Source organism: Psychrobacter sp. ANT206 (assembly GCF_056880555.1).
Genome location: NZ_CP096271.1, coordinates 1,049,276 through 1,070,239 on the forward strand (window position 1 = coordinate 1,049,276; position 20,964 = coordinate 1,070,239).

At 44.5% G+C, this 20,964-nt stretch carries 16 protein-coding genes; 13 read left to right on the forward strand and 3 right to left on the reverse strand.

Features of this window, described 5'->3' with window-relative positions:
* Positions 1–114: 114 nt before the first annotated feature.
* The 4 genes from M0221_RS04495 to M0221_RS04510 all read left to right on the forward strand — a co-directional run bounded on the left by M0221_RS04495 (position 115) and on the right by M0221_RS04510 (position 3,848).
* Entirely contained in the window at positions 115–1,122 is a 1,008-nt protein-coding gene (locus tag M0221_RS04495; protein ID WP_483284485.1) for an NADP-dependent oxidoreductase, read from the forward strand.
* Positions 1,123–1,125: 3 nt separating this feature from the next.
* On the forward strand, positions 1,126–1,908 hold the full coding sequence (locus tag M0221_RS04500) for an SDR family NAD(P)-dependent oxidoreductase (protein WP_440464073.1): 783 nt from the start codon (positions 1,126–1,128) through the stop codon (positions 1,906–1,908).
* 186 nt (positions 1,909–2,094) lie between these two features.
* Positions 2,095–2,856: an SDR family oxidoreductase gene (locus M0221_RS04505; protein WP_483284486.1), complete on the forward strand. Its 762-nt coding sequence runs from the start codon at positions 2,095–2,097 to the stop codon at positions 2,854–2,856.
* Positions 2,857–3,014: 158 nt separating this feature from the next.
* Entirely contained in the window at positions 3,015–3,848 is an 834-nt protein-coding gene (locus tag M0221_RS04510; protein ID WP_483284487.1) for an HpcH/HpaI aldolase/citrate lyase family protein, read from the forward strand.
* A gap of 31 nt (positions 3,849–3,879) precedes the next feature.
* On the opposite strand, the gene uvrA is transcribed toward M0221_RS04510, so the two are convergent.
* Positions 3,880–6,441: an excinuclease ABC subunit UvrA gene (uvrA, locus tag M0221_RS04515; protein ID WP_483284488.1), complete on the reverse strand. Its 2,562-nt coding sequence runs from the start codon at positions 6,439–6,441 to the stop codon at positions 3,880–3,882.
* 379 nt (positions 6,442–6,820) lie between these two features.
* On the opposite strand from uvrA, the gene arfB reads away from it, so the two are divergent.
* The gene (gene arfB / locus M0221_RS04520; protein ID WP_189581200.1) at positions 6,821–7,234 is read left to right on the forward strand and encodes an alternative ribosome rescue aminoacyl-tRNA hydrolase ArfB; all 414 of its coding nucleotides are present in this window, start codon (positions 6,821–6,823) and stop codon (positions 7,232–7,234) included.
* Between the two features lie 102 nt (positions 7,235–7,336).
* Here arfB and M0221_RS04525 read toward each other — a convergent pair whose 3' ends face one another.
* The gene (locus M0221_RS04525) at positions 7,337–8,536 is read right to left on the reverse strand and encodes a sugar transporter (RefSeq protein WP_483284489.1); all 1,200 of its coding nucleotides are present in this window, start codon (positions 8,534–8,536) and stop codon (positions 7,337–7,339) included.
* 249 nt (positions 8,537–8,785) lie between these two features.
* On the opposite strand from M0221_RS04525, the gene M0221_RS04530 reads away from it, so the two are divergent.
* The 8 genes from M0221_RS04530 (at position 8,786) to M0221_RS04565 (ending at position 18,702) form a co-directional block, all read left to right on the forward strand.
* On the forward strand, positions 8,786–9,463 hold the full coding sequence (locus tag M0221_RS04530; protein WP_483284490.1) for a cupin domain-containing protein: 678 nt from the start codon (positions 8,786–8,788) through the stop codon (positions 9,461–9,463).
* Between the two features lie 28 nt (positions 9,464–9,491).
* Complete coding sequence (locus M0221_RS04535; protein WP_483284491.1) at positions 9,492–10,598, forward strand: flavin monoamine oxidase family protein; 1,107 nt, start codon at positions 9,492–9,494, stop codon at positions 10,596–10,598.
* A 322-nt stretch (positions 10,599–10,920) separates the two neighbouring features.
* Positions 10,921–11,265, forward strand: a complete 345-nt coding sequence (locus M0221_RS04540) for a DMT family transporter (protein ID WP_011513213.1) — start codon at positions 10,921–10,923, stop codon at positions 11,263–11,265.
* A 20-nt stretch (positions 11,266–11,285) separates the two neighbouring features.
* Positions 11,286–11,858 carry a TetR/AcrR family transcriptional regulator gene (locus M0221_RS04545; RefSeq protein ID WP_474722924.1) on the forward strand — a complete coding sequence of 191 codons (573 nt, stop codon included), beginning with the start codon at positions 11,286–11,288 and terminating at the stop codon, positions 11,856–11,858.
* Between the two features lie 175 nt (positions 11,859–12,033).
* Positions 12,034–13,548 carry a betaine-aldehyde dehydrogenase gene (betB, locus tag M0221_RS04550; RefSeq protein WP_483284492.1) on the forward strand — a complete coding sequence of 505 codons (1,515 nt, stop codon included), beginning with the start codon at positions 12,034–12,036 and terminating at the stop codon, positions 13,546–13,548.
* Between the two features lie 117 nt (positions 13,549–13,665).
* Entirely contained in the window at positions 13,666–15,363 is a 1,698-nt protein-coding gene (betA, locus tag M0221_RS04555) for a choline dehydrogenase (protein WP_483284493.1), read from the forward strand.
* Positions 15,364–15,622: 259 nt separating this feature from the next.
* Positions 15,623–17,668, forward strand: a complete 2,046-nt coding sequence (betT, locus tag M0221_RS04560; protein WP_483284494.1) for a choline BCCT transporter BetT — start codon at positions 15,623–15,625, stop codon at positions 17,666–17,668.
* 401 nt (positions 17,669–18,069) lie between these two features.
* Positions 18,070–18,702: a hypothetical protein gene (locus M0221_RS04565; protein WP_483284495.1), complete on the forward strand. Its 633-nt coding sequence runs from the start codon at positions 18,070–18,072 to the stop codon at positions 18,700–18,702.
* Between the two features lie 147 nt (positions 18,703–18,849).
* Here the strand turns inward: M0221_RS04565 and M0221_RS04570 are convergent, their stop codons facing one another.
* Positions 18,850–20,736 carry an autotransporter domain-containing protein gene (locus M0221_RS04570; protein ID WP_483284496.1) on the reverse strand — a complete coding sequence of 629 codons (1,887 nt, stop codon included), beginning with the start codon at positions 20,734–20,736 and terminating at the stop codon, positions 18,850–18,852.
* Positions 20,737–20,964: the final 228 nt, after the last annotated feature.

Here is a 20,964-nt window from a genome sequence, read left to right on the forward strand (position 1 = left end):
CGAGAAAAATTTATCCCAGAAGAACGCTTTTTAATATATTTGTCTTATTTTGAATAAAATCTTTTTAAGCAAATGATAACAATGGCTTTTTATAAAAATTTAAAGGAATAAATAATGACAACAATGAATAAGCAGTGGCGCTTAAAAGAAAGACCTGTTGGCGCACCGAGTGCTGATACTTGGGATTATACTGAGTCAGAACTACCGACTATCACAGACGGTCAGTTACTGATAAAAATTGAATATATCTCGATGGATCCAGCGATGCGTGGCTGGTTAAACGATGCCAAATCTTATATCGAACCAGTACAGATTGGTGATGTCATGCGTGCGGGTACCGTGGGCGAAGTCATTGAAAGTAAGCATGAGAAGTTTGCCGTCGGCGATTATGTCTGTGGTCATAATGGCGTGCAGTCGTATGCGGTCAGTGATGGTACTGGGTTATACAAAGTCGATCCAAACCTTGCACCCTTATCTTATTACTTAGGCGTGCTCGGTATGCCGGGTATGACCGGTTACTTTGGCTTATTGAAAACAGGCAAGCCAAAAGCGGGCGAGACAGTCGTTGTTTCTGGTGCTGCGGGTGCGGTTGGTGGTTTGGTTGGACAGATTGCAAAACTAAAAGGCTGCCGTGTCGTTGGCATCGCAGGCGGTGCTGAGAAATGTAAATTCTTAGTCGATGAGCTAGGCTTCGATGCTGCGGTAGATTATAAAAATGAGGATGTCAAAAAAGGCTTAAAGCAAGCTTGTCCAAATGGGGTAGATGTCTTCTTTGACAACGTAGGCGGCGATATCTTAAATGACGTTCTCACGCAAATTAATCTGCGCGCGCGTATCGTGATTTGCGGTGCGATTAGCCAATATAACAACACCACAGCGGTAAAAGGGCCGTCAAACTATCTGTCATTATTGGTCAATCGTGCCCGTATGGAAGGCATCGTGGTCTTTGATAATATCAAAGAATATCCAATCGCGATGAAAGAGATTGCTGGCTGGATTCAGTCAGGTGATATGAAAGTAAAAGACCATATCGTTGAAGGTATCGAGACGTTCCCTGATACTTTGATGATGCTCTTTAACGGTGAAAACTTCGGCAAACTGGTACTTAAGGTAGAGGGATAGATCATGACACTGAATACAAACGGAATTGCATCAGATGTAACGGGCAAACGAATTTTGATCACGGGCGGTGCCTCTGGTATTGGCGCAGCAAGCGCGTTATTGCTAGCCAGTCGCGGCGCAAAAGTCGTGATCGGTGATATGGCAGAAGAGATGGGCGCAGCCGTTGCCAAGCAAGGTCAAGACGCTGGCAATAGTATCGTCTTTAAAAAGGTCGATGTGACGAGTGGCGACGAAGTGCGCGCATTATTTGTCTTTGCCATGGAAACGCTGGGTGGTCTTGATGTCGTGGTAAATAATGCGGGCATCGACCATCAGCCTGCACCGATGCATGAGCTAAGCGATGAGGACTTTGACCGTAATATTGCCGTTAATCTAAAAGGCGTCTGGCATTGCATGCGTGCAGCTGTTACTTGTATGGCAGCTAATGGTGGCGGTCACGTGATTAATGTGGCATCCATCGCAGGACTTCGTTCTGCACCATTACTGTCAGCGTATAGCGCCGCGAAGCATGGCGTGATGGGACTGACCAAGTCTGCTGCTCATGAATATGCCCGCGTCAATATTCGCTTTAACGCCGTTTGTCCAAGCTTTATTGACACCCCTATGGTACAAAATACCATGGCGAAGATGGGCGAGCGCGCGCAAAAAGCAACAATTAATGCCAGCCCGCTACGCCGTTTAGGGACAGTTGATGAAGTATCCGGCGCGATTGCATGGCTGGCGAGCGATGAAAGTAGCTTTATGAATGGTCATGCGTTTACCCTTGATGGTGGCATGTTGGCTTAGCTGACTTAATGCAATTTCTTGAAACGATTGGTATGAAATTTCTAAGCTAAGTATCTCAGAGCTGGTAAAAATTTTCTTGCTTGCTGTGAGCGTTGCACTCCAGAGGCTGCAAAAATTTCTTCCAGCTCTGCTACACATTTAAAATGTATAAACCATATAATATATTTAAAAATATAAGGAATAATAATGAAAGATTTATTTGATTTAACCGGCAAGATTGCTTTGGTCACAGGTGCTAGTCGTGGTATTGGCGAATCTATTGCACGCTTATTAGCTTCTAGAGGCGCGCACGTCATTGTCTCTAGCCGTAAGATTGATGCTTGCCAAGCAGTGGCAGATAGCATCGTCGCTGATGGTCACAAAGCCAGTGCCTTTGCGTGCCATGTCGGAAATATGGATCAGATTGATGCGATTTTTGAGCACATTAAAAGCGAGTTTGGTCAAATCGATATCTTGGTCAATAATGCCGCTGCCAACCCTTACTACGGGCATATCTTAGATACGGACTTAGCCGCTTTTGATAAGACCGTTGAAGTCAATATTCGTGGTTATTTCTTTATGTCGACGGCGGCGGGTAAGATGATGCGCGAGCAGGGCGGCGGAGTGATTTTAAATACCGCCTCGGTCAATGGCTTGGTCGCGGGTGACAAGCAAGGTATCTACTCAATCACCAAAGCGGCTGTGATTAGCATGACCAAATCTTTTGCCAAAGAATGTGGCCCATTAAACATTCGCGTCAATGCATTGTTGCCGGGTTTAACCGATACTAAATTTGCCTCAGCATTGACCACCAATGATAAAGTCTTAAAGATGGCATTACATGCTATTCCACTCGGACGCGTAGCAGATCCAGATGAAATGGCTGGCACGGTTTTATATCTAGTGTCTGATGCCTCAAGTTATACGACGGGCGCAACGATAGTCGTTGATGGCGGGATGTTGGCTTAGTTAGCCGTTCGCCCTCTAAAAGTAGAGTCATTTCTAAAACCGTATGCTGATAAATGGCATACGGTTTTTTATTTGGTTATAGTAAGGACTAATATTTTAAGTAACAGTGTTTGAAATAATAGTGTTTGAAGTAATAATATTTAAGGAAGGAGTAAAGCATGCAAGCATCTATTGTTAAAAAATTTTCCAATATCAAAACATGGTTATTTGTTCCAGCCACTCGCATAGATAGAGTGGAAAAAGCCTTTGCCAGTGGGACAGATGCAGTGATTGTAGATTTAGAAGATGCGGTTGCTGGAGCGAACAAGGTACAAGCTCGCAAAGATTTACAAGTTTATTATAATAGTCAGGCTTATCAGCCGATTTGGGTACGCATCAATAAAGCAGGTAGCGAGGAGTTTTTCAAAGACGTGGTGTTATGTCAGAAAATGCCCAATCTCGCTGGCGTGTTACTAGCCAAAGCTGAGCAAGCATCAGATATTGAAAGTGTGCATCAACTTACGGATTTGCCTGTCATTGCGTTAATAGAGACAGCGCTTGGTTTATATCAAATCGATAGTATGGCAAAATCTGCTGGACTGCTTGCATTTAGCTATGGATTTTTAGATTTATGCAATGATTTACAGGTGCACATAGGTACAGCGGCAGCAGATGTTATTGCCAATCAAATTCGTTATCAGCTTTTACTCACATCAAAAGCACATCAATTATTAGCGCCTATTGATACAGTTTATACTGATTTTAACGATGGTAAGGGGCTTGGGCAGCGAGTGCAATTATGGTCACAAATGGGCATGTCCGGAATGCTTTGTATCCATCCAAAGCAAGTAGCAACTGTTAAGCAATCTCTGCAACCGACTGACGCCGATATTGAGTTTGCAAGACGTGTGATAGAAGAATACGAGCGGAGCGGGCAAGCGGTATTTAAAATAGATGGCAAGATGGTCGATGCGCCCGTGATTGAGCGCTGCCGTCAGTTGCTGAGTTCATAAGAGGTTTTTTAATAGAATGCGCTCTAAGAGACTAAAACAGCAAAAAAGGCGCGGTACGACTGGCTTTTGATTTTGCGACTTCTGCTGGTGTGCCTTCTGCCACAATGAGACCGCCCTCATCGCCAGCGCCCGGCCCAATATCGATAATCCAATCACTGTTACTAGCGACTTGCATGTCATGCTCAACCATAATCACAGTGTTACCAGCGTCAACGAGTCCGTTCAATTGTGCCATCAATAGCGACACGTCCGAAGGATGCAGGCCAGTTGTTGGTTCATCAAGGATATAAAGCGTGTCTCCTCGTTGTGTTCGTTGCAGTTCGGTGGCAAGCTTAATGCGCTGTGCTTCGCCGCCCGACAGTTCGGTTGCTGGCTGACCAAGCCTGAGATAACCAAGTCCGACTTTTAGCAACGCGTCTAATGCTCGTAGGATAGATGATTCTTCTACAAAGAATTCATAAGCAGATTCGACAGTGAGATCGAGGATTTCAGCGATATTTTTGCCTTGATAAGTAATTTCAAGGGTTTCATCATTGTAGCGTTGCCCATGACACACTTGGCACGGCGAGTAAACACTCGGCAGAAATAGCAGTTCAACACTCACAAAACCAACACCTTCGCAATTTGGACAGCGGCCTTTTTTAACGTTAAAGGAGAAGCGACCGGCATCGTAACGTCGTGCCTTGGCTTCTGGCGTGGCTGCAAATAATTTGCGCACATGATCGAACAGTCCGGTATAAGTGGCAAGGTTTGAGCGCGGCGTACGACCGATGGCTTTTTGATCAACGGTCACCAATCGACTTACGTGTTCCATACCATCAGCAATCTTACCGCTGGTCTGAGTTTCTAGCTCTTGCTCTAGTAAATCAGCTTCGCCAGTCGGCGCTTCGATGATTGTCTTCTGCCCTAATTCGCTATAAATGAGATCGACCAGCGCTTGACTGACTAGGCTTGACTTGCCCGAACCTGATACGCCCGTCACCGTTGTCATTACCCCCAATGGAAACGCTACATCTAGCCCTTGTAAGTTGTTGCGTTCGATATTGACCAGCTGTAGCGAGGCTTTTGCTTTTCTTGGAGTATGCTCAACCGCCCCTTCAGTCTCAAAAAGATACTGTCCTGTGCGTGATTGCGCAACGTCCCGCAAGCCTGCTACAGGGCCACTGTAAATAACTTCGCCGCCATGGGTTCCAGCCTTTGGCCCCACATCGACAATCCAATCGGCGTGCCGAATCACGCTGACATCATGCTCAACAATAAATAACGAGTTACCAGCCGCTGTCAGCTCATCTAATGCGCCCAGTAGCGATTGAGTATCGGCAGGATGTAATCCAGCAGACGGCTCGTCAAGCACATAGACCACACCAAACAGTTTAGAGCGAATTTGGGTAGCGAGTCTTATGCGTTGTAGCTCACCCGGAGACAAAGTAGGTGTAGTGCGTTCAAGCGAAAGATACCCTAAGCCTAGCGTGGTCAAAGCCTCAACTCGAGACAGAATGTCACTGGCAATACGTTGAGCAACAATGGCCTTTTCTCGGTTTGGCATGTTGTCAGTCGGTTTAGTCTTGGCAGCATCCTGGAGTTTGAGCGCCATTTCAGTCAAGGTTAATTGCGATAATTCACCAATATCAAGACCCGCGAATTTCACCGATAGCGATTCTTTTTTGAGTTTTTTGCCATGGCATTCTGGACATTCAGAGATTTGCATGAACTGGGAAACGCGCTTTTTGGTACGCGGACTTTGCGTGCTAGCAAAAGAGTGCAAAACGAAATTCTTTGCACTGGTAAATGTCCCTTTATAATTGGGCTTTTCGCCTTTTTTAATAGCGTCGCGTACTTGTTCAATGTTGTACTCTGGATAGACAGGGACTTCTGGGGTGTCGTCGGTAAAGAGAATCCAATCGCGGGTTTTTTGGGGCAGGGTATTCCACGGCTTATCGATATCGTAGCCCAGTGAGGTCAGGATACGGCTTAGGTTTTGCCCTTGCCATGCAGGCGGCCAAGCGGCAATGGCGCGTTCGCGAATGGTTTTGGTATTGTCAGGAACTAGCAATTCTTCTGTTACCTCAAACACGCGGCCAATACCGGAGCAAGTAGGGCAAGCGCCATCTGGCGTATTTGGAGAGAACGCGTCAGCGTAGAGTATGCCTTGACCAGCGGGGTATTCCCCCGCTCGCGAGTACAGCATGCGTAAACCATTTGAAATCGTCGTCACGCTACCGACCGATGAGCGTACAGACGGCGTACCTCGCTGTTGTTGCAGGGCAACGGCGGGCGGTAAGCCTTCTATCGAATCGACGTCAGGCTGATCCACTTGATCGATTAAGCGTCTGGCATAAGGCGATACTGAGTCAAGATAGCGATGTTGTGACTCAGCAAAAAGAGTACCAAATGCTAACGAAGATTTGCCTGAGCCTGATATACCCGTGAATACCACAAGGGCATTACGCGGCAAATCAACATCGACGTTTTTTAGATTGTGAACTCTTGCGCCTCTGACTTGGATGCTGTGAGCTGGGTCGCAAGCGATATTTTTAGTGGCATTGTCATCAACTTTTGCAGTGGGTTTTACTTTTTTATTTTTAGTGGTCATAAAACAGTTATTCCTATCAAATCGTATTTTTAGCTTTATTGTGAAGAAGACGGGTAAAGTTTTGGCTAAGAAACTGCTTGCTAAATAATTAGCTAATTAAACAACGTCTTGGCTCAAGCAACATCTTGGCAATCTAAAACCATCCTAGCATGTCAATATCGAATCCTTAGATAGGTTTACGCTTTACAGACAGATGACAGACATAGCAATGCCAAACAATAACATTTATAAGGTTTCATCTCTGAATTGCAGCTTGTAAGTCTTGAAAAACTGCTTTTAAGACATACGGATTTTTGAAGTGGGTGAGCTGGCAAGTGGCGAGGTAGCTGATAATGGTTTATCATTAATCATAACTATCAATTATTTATAAAAGCATCCTATGATTTTTATCAGCAATACCATTAGTCTAAATGACAGTGACGTAGAGATTAGCGCGATACGTGCGCAAGGCGCAGGCGGACAAAATGTCAATAAAGTATCTTCTGCGATTCATTTGCGTTTTGATATCCATGCCTCAAGCTTGAGTGATGTAAATAAGCAGCGACTACTTGATAGTAAAGACAGCCGAATTACCAAAGAAGGCGTGCTCATTATTAAGGCGCAGCAATTTCGTACCCAAGAACGCAATAAAATTGATGCGTTTGAACGCTTACAAAGCTTTATCAACAAAGCTACTTACGTCAATAAAACACGCAGGCCGACCAAACCGAGCAGAAATGCTAAGCGTAAACGTGTCGATCAAAAAACTCAGCGCGGTAAAACAAAAGTATTACGCGGTAAGGTGGATTTTTAGATAGACTGATTTTAAGGTGGATTTTCACAATTAACCAAAATGCCAGCCCATTTAAGTGGCTGGCATTTTTTTGTGCTTAGTTAGCATTTAAGCATAGCCCAATTAGCCCAGTCTTCTGCTTAACTCAGGAAAGCGCTTTATCATAAATAGCATCAGTAGCAATGCCATAACCGCGATAGCCGCCCCTACATAGCCCACGCTCGATAGTGAAATATGCGTTACTGCATAGCCTCCGAACAGTGCACCCGTCCCAATGCCTAAATTGATAATCCCTGAAAACATCGACATCAGCATGTCTTGTGCATTGACATCGACCATGATGACCTTGGCTTGCATGGAGATGATAAGCAGCATGAGCGCCGCGCCCCAGAGTAGGGCAATCAAGCTGAGCGCCCATATTGAGGTTACCGCAAATAACAGCATGAGCATAGACAATAGTATCAGTATCGTCGATATCAGCATTAATCTGGTATTGAATTTATCACCCCAACGACTGAAAATTACACTACCCGCAATCCCTGCGACACCGAACAATAGCAGCACAATAGTCGCAGCGTTTTCGCTGATTGAGCCGACTTGACGCATAAAAGGCTCGATATACGAGTAAGCCGTATAGTGCGCGGTAAAGACCAGTAAAATTAGCAGATATAGGCAGACCAATAAGGGGTTTTTGAGTAATTCTGGAATCTTTCTAAAAGACCCTTCAAACATACTAGGCAGCGTGGGCAACAGTCTCATTTGCAGAATGAATACGATAAGGGCAAGCCCGCCAATACCACCAAAAGTCGCGCGCCAGCCGAACCATTGACCGACCACGCGTCCTAAAGGCACACCCAACACCATCGCTAATGACGTACCGGTCGCAAGCACGCTAAGCGCCAGCGCCTTTTTGCCCTCCGGTGCCACACGTATCGCAATCGGTGCGGTGATGGACCAAAATATCGCATGCGTGAGCGCAATGCCAACTCGGCTGATGAGCAGCACTTCAAAGCTCCACGCAAATACTGACAATACATGGCTGGCAATAAACACCGCAAACAAGGCCAACAGCAAACGCTTGCGCTCAAAGCGACTGGTCAGCAGCATCAATGGCAATGACATGGCCGCGACAATCCACGCATACAGCGTCAACATCCAGCCCGTTTCTGCTGTAGTAATAGCAAAGTCTTGCGCAATGTCACTTAATAACGCAACGGGAACGAATTCGGTGGTATTCATGATAAAGGCGCTGACGCCCATTAGGAATACTTGAAAATACTGAGTCCGGCGAGCGTCTGCGCTCACCTCAAGGTTATGTTTCATAAGATCCAACGGTCAGAAAGAATGCTAAAAAATTAGCGTAAAAACGGTGCAGGAAGTGAGATGTTCATAGAAAAGGTAAGCAAGATAGCAAGTCAATGGCTTTAGTTAAAGGGGTTTTTTGCTAATGTCATTAATGCTTAGCCTTTTAATGATAAATACTGACTTCGACAATAGGTTTATCTGGTTTGTCAAAATAGATAAATCAGAGGATAATTCCAAACAATATCATACTTATTTAGAAGTTATATTATGCTCATCAATGCAGATTTTTCATGCCGTGCTGCCTTAGCACCTGAACACTATCAGTGGGTACAATCACCACAAAACGGCGTCGAGCGCGTGATGCTTGACCGAGTTGGTGCCGAAAAAGCACGTGCTACCAGTATCGTACGCTATGCCCCTGAGTCAAATTTTCCGCATCATCTGCACCCAGGTGGCGAAGAGATTCTGGTATTGTCAGGCACTTTTTCTGCGGATAATAGCGATTATCCTGCTGGTTGGTATCTACGCAATCCACCGACTTCAGGGCATCAGCCTTATAGTCATGAGGGGGCTGTTATTTTTGTCAAACTTTGGCAGATGACAGTCGACGAGACCCGTCATGTCGCTATCGATACCAACGATGCTGACAACTGGCAAGAACAAGGCGGCCGTGAGGTTTGCCAGTTATACTCGGATGCAAAGGAGCAAGTGATCTTGCAACGTATCAATGCAGGTGAGGCATTGTTTACAGGTATCATCGTAGGAGGTGCTGAGCTATTGGTGCTAGAGGGTACTTTGATAGAAGTGGGACAGAGTTATCAGCGCGGTAGTTGGATACGTCTGCCTGTCGATGGGACATCGCAAATAACAGCAGGAGAGAATGGCGCCACGGTTTATCTAAAAACTGGACATTTATCACAAATCATCGGTATCGATGTTCACTGAGTTTATAAGTACTGTTGAGAAAAATAATATGAAGAAAGCATCGGTAGCGATTATTGGCGGCGGTCTAAGCGGCTTGTATGCGGCTTATTTATTAGAGAAAAAAGGCATCGATTATGTGCTGTTAGAGGCGCGTCCGACACTAGGTGGTCGTATCGTTACTGCGAAATTTTCGGGAGATAATAAAAGTATAGATAGCTTTGATTTGGGGCCTTCTTGGTTTTGGCCAGACTATCAGCAGCAGTTGGCGCATCTTATTGAAGAATTACAATTAGAGACCATAATGCAGTTTGAAGACGGCGATATGATGGTCGAGCACACGCCTGATATGCCTGCTGTTCGTACGCAAGGCTATAAGAGTTCACCACCTTCTATGCGACTTAAAGGTGGAATGGCGGCATTGATAGAGGCTCTGTATCTTCGCTTAGATGCATCACGTATTTTGACTGGCCAAATCGTATATCAACTTAATCATGCTGGTCAATATATTGAGATTGCTAGTAAAGATATATCTGAGCAAGTAGTGACTTGGCAAGCGCAACATATACTGCTTGCACTACCGCCACGTTTGGTACAAGAAAGCATTACGTTTCAACCTGCTTTACCTTCCAATCTAGCTGCGCAGTGGCAGCAGACTGCAACTTGGATGGCACCACATGCCAAATATGTGGCGGTTTATGACACGCCTTTTTGGCAAAAACAGGGTCTTTCTGGAGCGGCGAGAAGCGCCCAAGGTCCTATGGTTGAGATTCATGATGCTTCGATGATAGATGGTAGTGGTGCGCTGTTTGGTTTTATAGGTGTACCTGCAGAAATACGTCAAAATATTTCTGAAGCCCAATTAAAAATCCATTGCCGTGCACAGTTGGTAAGACTGTTTGGTGTAGAGGCAGAGAACCCTAAAAGAGAATATCTTAAAGACTGGGCGCAAGAACCGTTTACAGCGACTGCTACTGACTCGAGTGGCAATGGTCAACATGCGTCAGCACCTGTGTCTAAAGCAACATCTGGCGTATGGGAAAATTGTCTGACGGGTATTGGCAGTGAATGGTCAACACAATTCCCAGGTTACCTTGCTGGGGCGATCGATGCTGCTAGCATAGGGACGCTAAACCTTCCTGAGTCAGTCTTGACTTAATTAATCCTGCTTATACCAATATAAAGAACCGCCTCTAAACAGTCGTTTTTGGATCTGCTCTTTCCTTGCTATACGGGCGTTTCGCTGTTTATAGTAAGGAAAGGTTTGAGTTCAATGCAAAGTGCGGCGCGTCAAGTAAAGCCATATTATCAGTCCGCCTTGCCCCCATAATTCCATCTAGCCTTATTTCATCTAAAATAAACAAAATACATATTAACCCTTCACATTGCTAGATTATTTCTATAAAATACCGACCGTGTGGTTTCTTTAATGTATATATATATTATTAATATGTGCTCAATTTGAGACAGGTATCCTAATTATGAGTCCTACCACGATTGCTTACGGTTACCTTGCCATTGCTATCATTTGTGAAGTCATTGGCACCACCTTTTTAGCTAAGTCAGAGCAGTTTACACGTTTGGTGCCGACAGTGATTATGGGTGTGCTCTACGCCATCTCGTTTTACTTATTGACACAGACTATCAAGACCATACCGCTTGGTATCGCTTATGCGTTGTGGGCTGGACTTGGGATTGTATTGACCTCATTGGTAGGCTTGGTGTTTTTTAAGCAAACACTGGATACAGCAGCGGTGGTTGGTATTGCAATGATTGTGGGCGGTGTCGTCGTGATGAATTTACTATCTAATTCTGTCGGGCATTAATCGTGTATCTGGAGATAAAAATGGAAGCTGAAAACGCGCATAAGCGCAAAAAACAACCAGAAGTAGTACGTCGGGCATTACTTGACCAAGCGGCACGCATTACTTTAGAGCAAGGTTTGGCCAAGGTGACCTTCCAAGCGGTTGCTGATGCAGTTGGGGTAACCAAAGGTGGCGTGATGCATCATTTCACCACCAAAAACGCCTTGGTGATGGAAGTATTTCATGACGCTATGAAAAAGTTTGAGCTAGAGGTTGACGCGGCTATGGCAAAAGACCCTGTACGTTTTGGCTCTTTTACCCGTGCTTATATCAATGCCACGATTAGCTTGGGCGAAAAAGGGCAGCATGAGTTCAATAGCCAAGCGACACTATATGCATTGATGCTAGGTGATAGTGAGCTACGTGACTTATGGGCAGAGTGGGCAAATGCACAATTAAAGAAACATGAAGCAACCGACAATACCGAAACACTATGTATGGTGCGTTTAGTCGCTGATGGTATTTGGCTCTCTGATTTTTCAGGAATTAATATCTCAGATAAAACATCCATTCATAAACGCTTGATAAGCATGACGCAATCTGAGAAAGAGTAAGACGCTGCTCTCAACTGATTTATCGAAGAAGCGTTTTTTATTATAGAAGCATTGAACGAACAGCTTATAGAAATAGACGATATAAATTTATTTTAAATACTTAACCCATGACGAGATTATTTGGTATTAACTTTTTTATAAAGCTTTTGCCAGTCGTTGTAAGGAGAAAGAACACATGACAGATTCAAAAACAGTGCTAAATAACTTAACAGACATCATCGATTTAGAACAAATACAAACTGCTTATATTAACGGCCGTTACCTAGCTATCGATGACTCATTAACTACCTTTGAAGATATCAATCCAGCGACGGGTGAAGTGCTGGCGACGATTCAGCAAACGACCAATGAGCAAATTGATGAGGCTGTTAAAGCGGCACAAAAGGGTCAAAAAGTTTGGGCAGCACTGACAGCAGTTGAGCGTGGTCGAATCCTATCAAAGGCCGTTGAGATATTACGCGAGCGCAATAACGTACTGGCATTGCTCGAAACGAAAGACACAGGTAAAGCGTATTCTGAAACCAAGTATGTGGATATCGTTACTGGTGCTGATGTGGTTGAGTACTATGCAGGTCTTGCACCGATGATTGAGGGTCGTCAGATTCCGTTACGTGATACCAGCTTTGTCTATACTCGCCGCGAGCCACTTGGCGTAGTCGCTGGTATTGGTGCATGGAACTATCCGATTCAAATCGCGATGTGGAAGGCAGCACCTGCACTAGCCGCTGGTAATGCAATGATCTTTAAGCCATCAGAAGTGACACCGTTGACTGCGTTGAAACTGGCAGAAATATTTACAGAAGCTGGCTTGCCAGATGGCGTGTTCAACGTCGTGCAAGGCAATTATAAAGTGGGTGAGGCACTAACTCAGCATCCTGATATCGCCAAAGTCTCGTTTACCGGTGGCGTACCGACGGGTAAAAAAGTCATGTCGAGCGCGGCATCATCGTCTCTTAAAGACGTGACATTAGAGCTGGGTGGTAAGTCACCATTGATTATCTTTGATGATGCGGACATCGATACAGCTGCGGACATCGCAATGATGGCGAACTTCTATAGCAGTGGTCAGGTATGTACCAATGGTACGCGTGTGTTCATTCCTAAAGCGATGCAAGCCAAGTTTGAAGAAGCTATCTTAACGCGTGTTGAGCGTATTAAATTGGGCGATCCGATGGATGAAAACATCAACATGGGCCCACTAGTCAGCTTCCCGCATATGGAAAGAGTGCTCGGTTATATCGAGCAAGGTAAAGCCAGTGGCGCACGCTTGCTAACAGGTGGTGACCGTGTGACGACAGGCGAATTGGCAAATGGCGCATTCGTCGCACCGACGGTATTCACTGATTGCACCGATGAGATGACTATCGTACGTGAGGAAATATTTGGCCCAGTGATGTCGATATTGACTTATGAGACAGAAGAAGAAGTTATTCGCCGTGCCAATGATACCGAATATGGATTGGCAGCTGGCGTCGTGACTGCTGATTTGACCCGAGCACATCGCGTCATTGCTCAAATTGAAGCGGGTATCTGCTGGTTAAATACATGGGGCGAATCAGCTGCTCAAATGCCAGTCGGCGGTTATAAGCATTCAGGTGTTGGCCGAGAAAACGGCATTGAAGCCCTTGAACACTATACGCAGACCAAGTCTATCCAAGTAGAGTTGGGTAAGTTTGAATCTGTCTTTTAATCATTTGTATTGAGAAAATTCTTAATCAGTAAAGTGGTTCAGTAGTAGAGCTAATTTGTTCTTTGTTCGACTTTGCTGATAGTAAATGATTTATTTTTCAATATTATGGAGCGTTTTATGACATCGACCACAGCTGAGTATGACTACATTATCGTTGGTGCAGGATCAGCAGGAAATGTGCTGGCTACACGCTTGACCGAAGATGCCAGTATTAAAGTGCTGCTGCTAGAAGCGGGTCGCCCAGACCATCGTTTGGATTTCCGCACCCAAATGCCAGCGGCGCTCGCAATGCCGTTACAAGGAACGACTTATAACTGGGGCTACAAAACCGATCCTGAGCCGAATATGAATAATCGTGTGATGGACTGCGGTCGCGGTAAAGGACTTGGCGGCTCGTCATTGATTAACGGTATGTGTTATATCCGTGGTAATGCACTAGATTTTGATGACTGGTCTGAGATTAAAGGCTTAGAAGATTGGACGTATCTGGATTGTCTGCCGTATTTTAAAAAGTTAGAAAACCGCGATGCTGGTGAGAACGACTATCATGGTGTGGGTGGTCCTGTTGAGATGACGACCTCAAAACCAGGGGTCAATCCACTGTTTCAAGCGATGATTGAAGCAGGCGTGCAAGCTGGCTATCCAAGTACCGACGATTTAAACGGCTATCAGCAAGAAGGCTTTGGGCCGATGGATCGCTTCGTGACGCCTAATGGTCGCCGTGCTTCAACGTCCCGTGGCTATCTGGACCGTGCTAAGCCGCGCAGTAATATCACGATTTTGACGGGTGCACTGACCGATGTAATCTTATTTGATGGTAAGCGTGCTATCGGTGTCAAAGTCGAGCATCAAGGTCAAACTAAGAACTTTCATGCATCGCGTGAAGTGATTGTCTCCTCTGGTGCGATTGCTTCGCCACAATTATTGCAGCGTTCTGGTATTGGCCCCGGTCAATGGCTAAAAGATTTGGGTGTTAATGAAATTATGGATTTGCCGGGTGTTGGTAATAATCTGCAAGATCATTTAGAGCTGTATATGCAGTATGAATGTAAGCTGCCTGTGTCGATTGCCCCTGCCAATAAATGGTGGAACAAGCCAGCCATCGGTGCTGAGTGGTTATTCAATGGTACGGGTCTTGGCGCGTCAAACCAGTTCGAAGGTGGTGGCTTTATTCGTACCGACGAAAAATTCACGCATCCTAATATTCAGTACCACTTCTTACCGCTCGCGGTACGTTATGATGGTCGTAGTGCAGTGAAGTCTCATAGCTTCCAAGCACACGTTGGCTCATTACGCTCGCCAAGTCGCGGTCGTGTCAAGCTGACCTCAAAAGACCCAAGTGCGCATCCAAGTATCTTGTTTAACTACATGTCTCATGATCAAGATTGGCAAGAGTTCCGTGCTGCCATGCGTATCACTCGTGAGATTATGCATCAGCCAGCACTTGATCCTTATCGTGGTCGCTCGATTGCACCGACCGATGATTTAGTGACTGATGCGCAGTTGGACGAGTATGTCCGTAACCACAGCGAGACGGCTTATCATCCGTCTTGTACCTGTGCGATGGGCGAAGACAGTGATTCGGTCGTCAATGGCGAAGGGCTGGTACATGGTATCGATGGCTTGCGCGTGGTTGATGCCTCTATCATGCCAAATATCATCAGTGGCAATCTCAACGCAACCACTATTATGTTGGCAGAAAAAATCGTCGATAAGATGCGTGGCGTACAGCTACCACGTTCAACGGTAGATTATTTTACGGCTAATGGTGCACCGTTGAGAGCTGAGCCGATGCGTGCTTATGGCTCTGTTTAAATTAAATATTAATAAGAAGGCCTTTTTATAAAGGTCTTTTTTATCCGCGCTACTGTTTTAGAAAACGAACACCATTAAAATTGATTTTTTAATGACTTACCTTGTTGCTTAAGTGCTAATTATTAAAGTAGCAAATTTCATTTATTGGTACTGCTTTGTGCGTCATGCAGTTATTTGTATGTTATGCGGTTATCAGTCATAAGATTATGACGGACAAAGCAATATCAGACCCTGTTTAATTTACCTATTGAGGTCTTTTATGTACAGCTCGCCATCAAAGGATGCGACGAAACCCCTGACTCTAAATAAGACGGTTTTTTTAGGCTCAGCTATTATCTCTATTTTATTGATAATCTGGACGATTGCGTTTCCAGATTATAGTGAGGCATTATTAAGTTCAAGTATGGCATGGGTATCCCAGAGCTTTGGCTGGTATTACATGCTGGTGGTTGCCGCTTATAGTATATTTGCCTTGTTTGTTGGCTTTTCTAAGTATGGCGATATCAAGCTTGGTCAAGACCACGAAAAAGCACAATTTCCCTTTTTAGCGTGGGCAGCGATGCTGTTCTCCGCTGGTATCGGCATTGATTTATTGTTTTTTGGTGCGTCTGAGCCGTTGATGCATTACCTGACGCCGCATACGGGGTTAGAGCCTGCCAGTGAGGCGGCTATGCGTGAAGCACTTGCGCAGACCTTTTTACATTGGGGTCTACATGGCTGGGGCATTTATGCCTTAATCGGGATGGCATTGGCGTACTTTGCTTATCGTAAAAACATGCCACTCGCGTTACGTTCACCACTGACGCCTATCTTTGGCGAGCGCTTAATTAAAGGCTGGCTTGGTGATGGTATTGATACCTTTGGTGTTGTTTGTACGCTAATGGGTATCGCTACCAGTTTGGGTATTGGTGTATTGCAAGCCAATGCTGGTTTGACTCATGTGTTTGGGATTGAATCTAGCAAAATGGTTCAAACCTTTATCATCATAGGTGTTGTCGCTGCCGCGGCGATCTCTGCGATGACTGGTGTGGAAAGAGGCGTCCGCCGTTTATCAGAATTCAACATGCTGTCTTCGATATTGCTATTAATCGCGATATTGGTAATGGGTAATACGGTTTATTTGCTGAATACCTTTACCCAAAATATTGGTCAATACTTCCAAACCATCGTTTTCAAAACTTTTGATGTTTATGCTTATGATGGTCAAGCTGGCGCTGACTGGAAGTCAGGCTGGACGATATTTTTCTGGGCATGGTGGGTCGCTTGGGCACCGTTCGTAGGTCTGTTTATTGCGCGTATTAGCCGTGGTCGTACCCTGCGTGAGTTCGTATTTGGTGTGATGTTTATCCCACTTGGATTCATCTTTGCTTGGTTCTCTATCTTTGGTAACTCAGCGATAGATTTGGTTGCCAATGGTGCCACTGAGCTTGGTGAAATCGCAGTCAATGATGCGGCAATGGGCATGTTTGCCTTGTTTGAGTATTTTCCTTACAGCGAAGTGCTATCATTTGCAGGTGTGGTTATCGGGTTAGTATTCTTTGTGACTTCAGCTGACTCAGGCGCGTTAGTATTAGCAAACTTGAGCTCACGCGGCATGACCAATGATACGGATGCACCTGTTTGGTTACGCTTATTTTGGGCAGCAGCGACCGGTCTTATTACTCTAGGCTTATTGTTTGCTGGTGGTTTTGCCTCATTACAGTCAGTATCTGTCATTGCAGGTTTGCCATTCTCACTCATCCTTGTACTCTATATGATGTCGATGTGGAAGTCGCTCAAAGAGGAAGGTAATAAGCGTAAAGCCAGTACGATTGGTACGGCTAATGTGCTTGATAGTGGTAAAAGCTGGAAAGCACGCTTGCAACGTATTGTGAGTTTCCCAAGCCATGCACAAGTTGAACGGTTTTTACAAAATGTGGTCAGACCTGCCATGACGGAAGTTGAAAAAGAGTTTGCCGCAGGCGGTCTAAAGACGTCTTTGGATATCCGTAACCCTGAACATATCGGACAAGATATAGATGAGGGTATGGACGAGAGTAGCGGTCAAATAGATGGTCTAAAATTACGGGTTGGACATGGCGATGAAGATGACTTTATTTACGAAGTTAACTTGATCAAAGCGGAGCGTCCTAACTTTACATTGAGCACCTCAACTAAGAACGCAGAGTACTATTATCGTGCGGAAGTGTTCTTAAGCGAAGGCTCGCAAGAGTATGACTTGGTTGGTTACTCCAAAGAGCAAGTGTTGGTCGATATCTTAAATCAGTACGAGCGCCATTTGCAGTATCTACATTTAGAGCGTTAATAGCTAAGTAATATACTCGACTTTACACTGACCCTATAAGTTGAATACAGCTTATAGGGTTTTTTAAATGTCAGCGTTATCGTCTATTTGCTATAAAAGGAATAGGATATATACTGCTACGTTTTATAATGAAGATTAACAGTATTACCATTATCTGATGTGCTATCATTATTAAAAATGGTCATTCAGACCTATCGTGGGTTTAATGGTTTCGTAGCTTTCACTTGCCATTGTGAATCAATCAATGACAGCGCTACAAGCCTTGCAACTTCCAGCACGATATAAAATAACTCTGGTAAAGCGCATGAGCCTTTTCTCCGACAAAGTCATCCATGCCTTATTTGATTTGCCGAATTTGGCTTATTATTATACTTTTATTGTCGGAGTTATAGGAGTCTCACTTGTTTAATCTTCCTGCTACTCATTCCAAATATACCCGCTATTATAGACCGCAGCATTCTTTGGCGCGCCGTATCATTACTCAAATCGATACGTGTGAGCGCCGTCCCCAAGATATTACCAAAGCCATGGGCTATCCGCTTAAGCATACTATTCCTGCCTGTGATCGCCTGCGTCATGTACTGTCTAGCGAAAAATTGGGCTTGGATGGCAGTTATATCGATGCTTATTTTACTCCTGAGCAATTCTTAGAAAAGCTGGTTTCAGTACTTGATATGCAGGATGAGACGTTTGAAGAAGACATCGCTCAAATCAAGTATGATTTGGCGCATTATGCGTATCCTTTGCCTAAATATCGGTTAAGAGCAGATGTTGATTTTGAGTTTACTGCCGGCGCAAATTGGATGTCCCGTGGCGGCGCGGCTCAATTGGCTCATACTCACTTGCCTGAAAATATTGCTCGAATGACTGAGACAGAACGTGAGGTCATCGTACAAAAGTGTATTGATGAGCATTACAAAAACTACAATGGCAACTTGCCATATGGCGGCGTGATTAAAGGCTACTGGCTAACGATTGAGCAGCATGGTGAGGTTATTAGCAAAGTGGAATATGGGCTGCCAGTTAAATCATGATAGTACTCATAACGATGTAAGAAAAAAGCTTAAAAAACCTATTTAAAATTCATCTCAATAGAAAACCGCCAAGCACTTTTTATCATTTGGCGGTTTTTTTGAGCTTCAGTATATAAACTATCAGCAACTAAGCTTGATTCAAACCGTTTAGTAAGTGCTGCTAAGACCGACAAACAAACTCGTTGATTTGTCATCATCACCTTGCGAGTGCGTAACACCAGCATTGGCATTTAATTGACCAAAGTTTTTGGATACACCAAGTGTCATGCCAAAATTATCATCGTCGGTCTGTACCATTGGCGTATCAAAACTGATATTTGCTATGGTGTTAAGACGCGCAGAAGCCGCTTCACGATTGTCACTCAACTGCTTTTGATAATGAACATCACCGAATACATTAAGTGTATCGGCTAGGTTATGATTGGCTTTCACGCCAAGTTTGCCATAAGTGGTAGTATATTTTTGCTCATCGAACTGCATGGCGATACCAGACATTTCTTGCTCTTTTAGCGCGTCCAATCTCACACGACTAGCCGTTGCACCGATATATGGCGTGATAGCAAGGCTGCTAAGCTGCATCGGATATCCTGCCTGCAAGTTAGCATAGTAACGTTTACCATCAGCATTAGAGTTAAATTCTTGTTTATTTCCGCCAAGTGTGACCGCACGTATGACATCGAGGTCTAGATTACCAAAGCCAACCGCACCATTAAGCTGCACGCCGCCAAGCTTATCTAGCGTATTGCTATGATAAACACCAAAGCCTACTTCTTCTAGGTCGATATTGCTTAAGCCAGTGCGAACCCCGGAATTCTCAAAATCCTTTTGAGTGATATTGCCATACAAGCCTGTTACCGCATGTGCTGAGTTAGGATGAGCAAAATCTACACCTAATAATACTTGGGTATTACTATCGCCTTCAAACCCTGCAATATCTTGATTTTCAAAATCACCGGTTGCCCATAACTTACGGGCAGGTTTTTGTTCACTACTTTGGATTTGATTGATGTGAGATTGTAAGCGCTCACTAGTTGCTAGCCCTGCTGTCGTCGCAATGTGCGGTAACACGCCAATAAGACTAGGAGCGGTAACGACGGCACTAGCATAGTCAGCAATCATCTGGTGCGCGCGTCCTGATGGGTGGATGCCATCAGCAAAGAAATAGCTTTCATTGGCATCTGGCACGACTAAATTACTTGATCCACATAAAAGCGAGCTTGAAGTGTTGCACGCTTTTTGAGTCATATTAGTAAAGCCGTAAGCTTTAGGATTGGCAGCGACTTGTTGTAATAAGCTAAAAGTATCGAGCGGTATGATATTAGCACCCGTAGCGACCGCACCACTATACATAGTTTGATTATATAAATTTGCTAACATCGTACCAGACGATTGAAACCCTACTCCTGCAGCGATAGCAGTAGGTGTTAGACCTATATCAGGGATATTAGGTACTAAAATATAGTTGGCACCATTATCTTTTAGCGCTTTAATAGCGGCGACTTGGCTGCCAGCCGCTGATGAAATCGTATTTATCGCATTAGCAGGATTTGTAGCTGCCGCAAGTAAATCGTTTGCGCCTCCCCACACCACATACATACCATTAGGATCAACTTTTTTATTAGCCAGATAACCATTTACTTGAGTGTTCACAGACGCAACAGGAACGTTAACGCCAAAGTCCGTATTAACGATATCCACACCAGCTCTGGCGCCACCAATAGCATAGTTATTGCCAATTTGGGGACTACCAAGAGTATTGGCAACAGAGGTGGTGCCAAGCTGCTCAGCAAATGAGGTTGCCCATACATTATCAGGATTGGTCGTAAATTGACCCGACTCTTTAATACCGAGTTTACCTTGGGTAATAGGGCTAAAATAGCCGCCATCGGTCAAGCTATCACCAAAAAATGTCACGCTGCTATAAAGCTCAGCATGCGCTAGACCTGCCATTGATAGCGAGATGGCAAGCAGACTTTTGGTCAATGTTTTAAGGGTGGTAGGGTTAACAATAGCGTGAGAGATATTACGAGGCATATCGACTTCCTTGTCGTGAATGTAGCGGTTTATTAAGGAAGTGTAACTGCTTTAGAAAATCCTATCAATCGAATTTATCATAAATCCCAATATAAGTTGAATAAGCTAACAAGTATAAAATTTTTAACCATGGTGCAGTAAATATCGTTCTAACCTAGTACTCTATCTTCTAAATTATCCAGACCATCGTTGAATGCAATTACTTGCATTGTTATGATGTGCAAATGA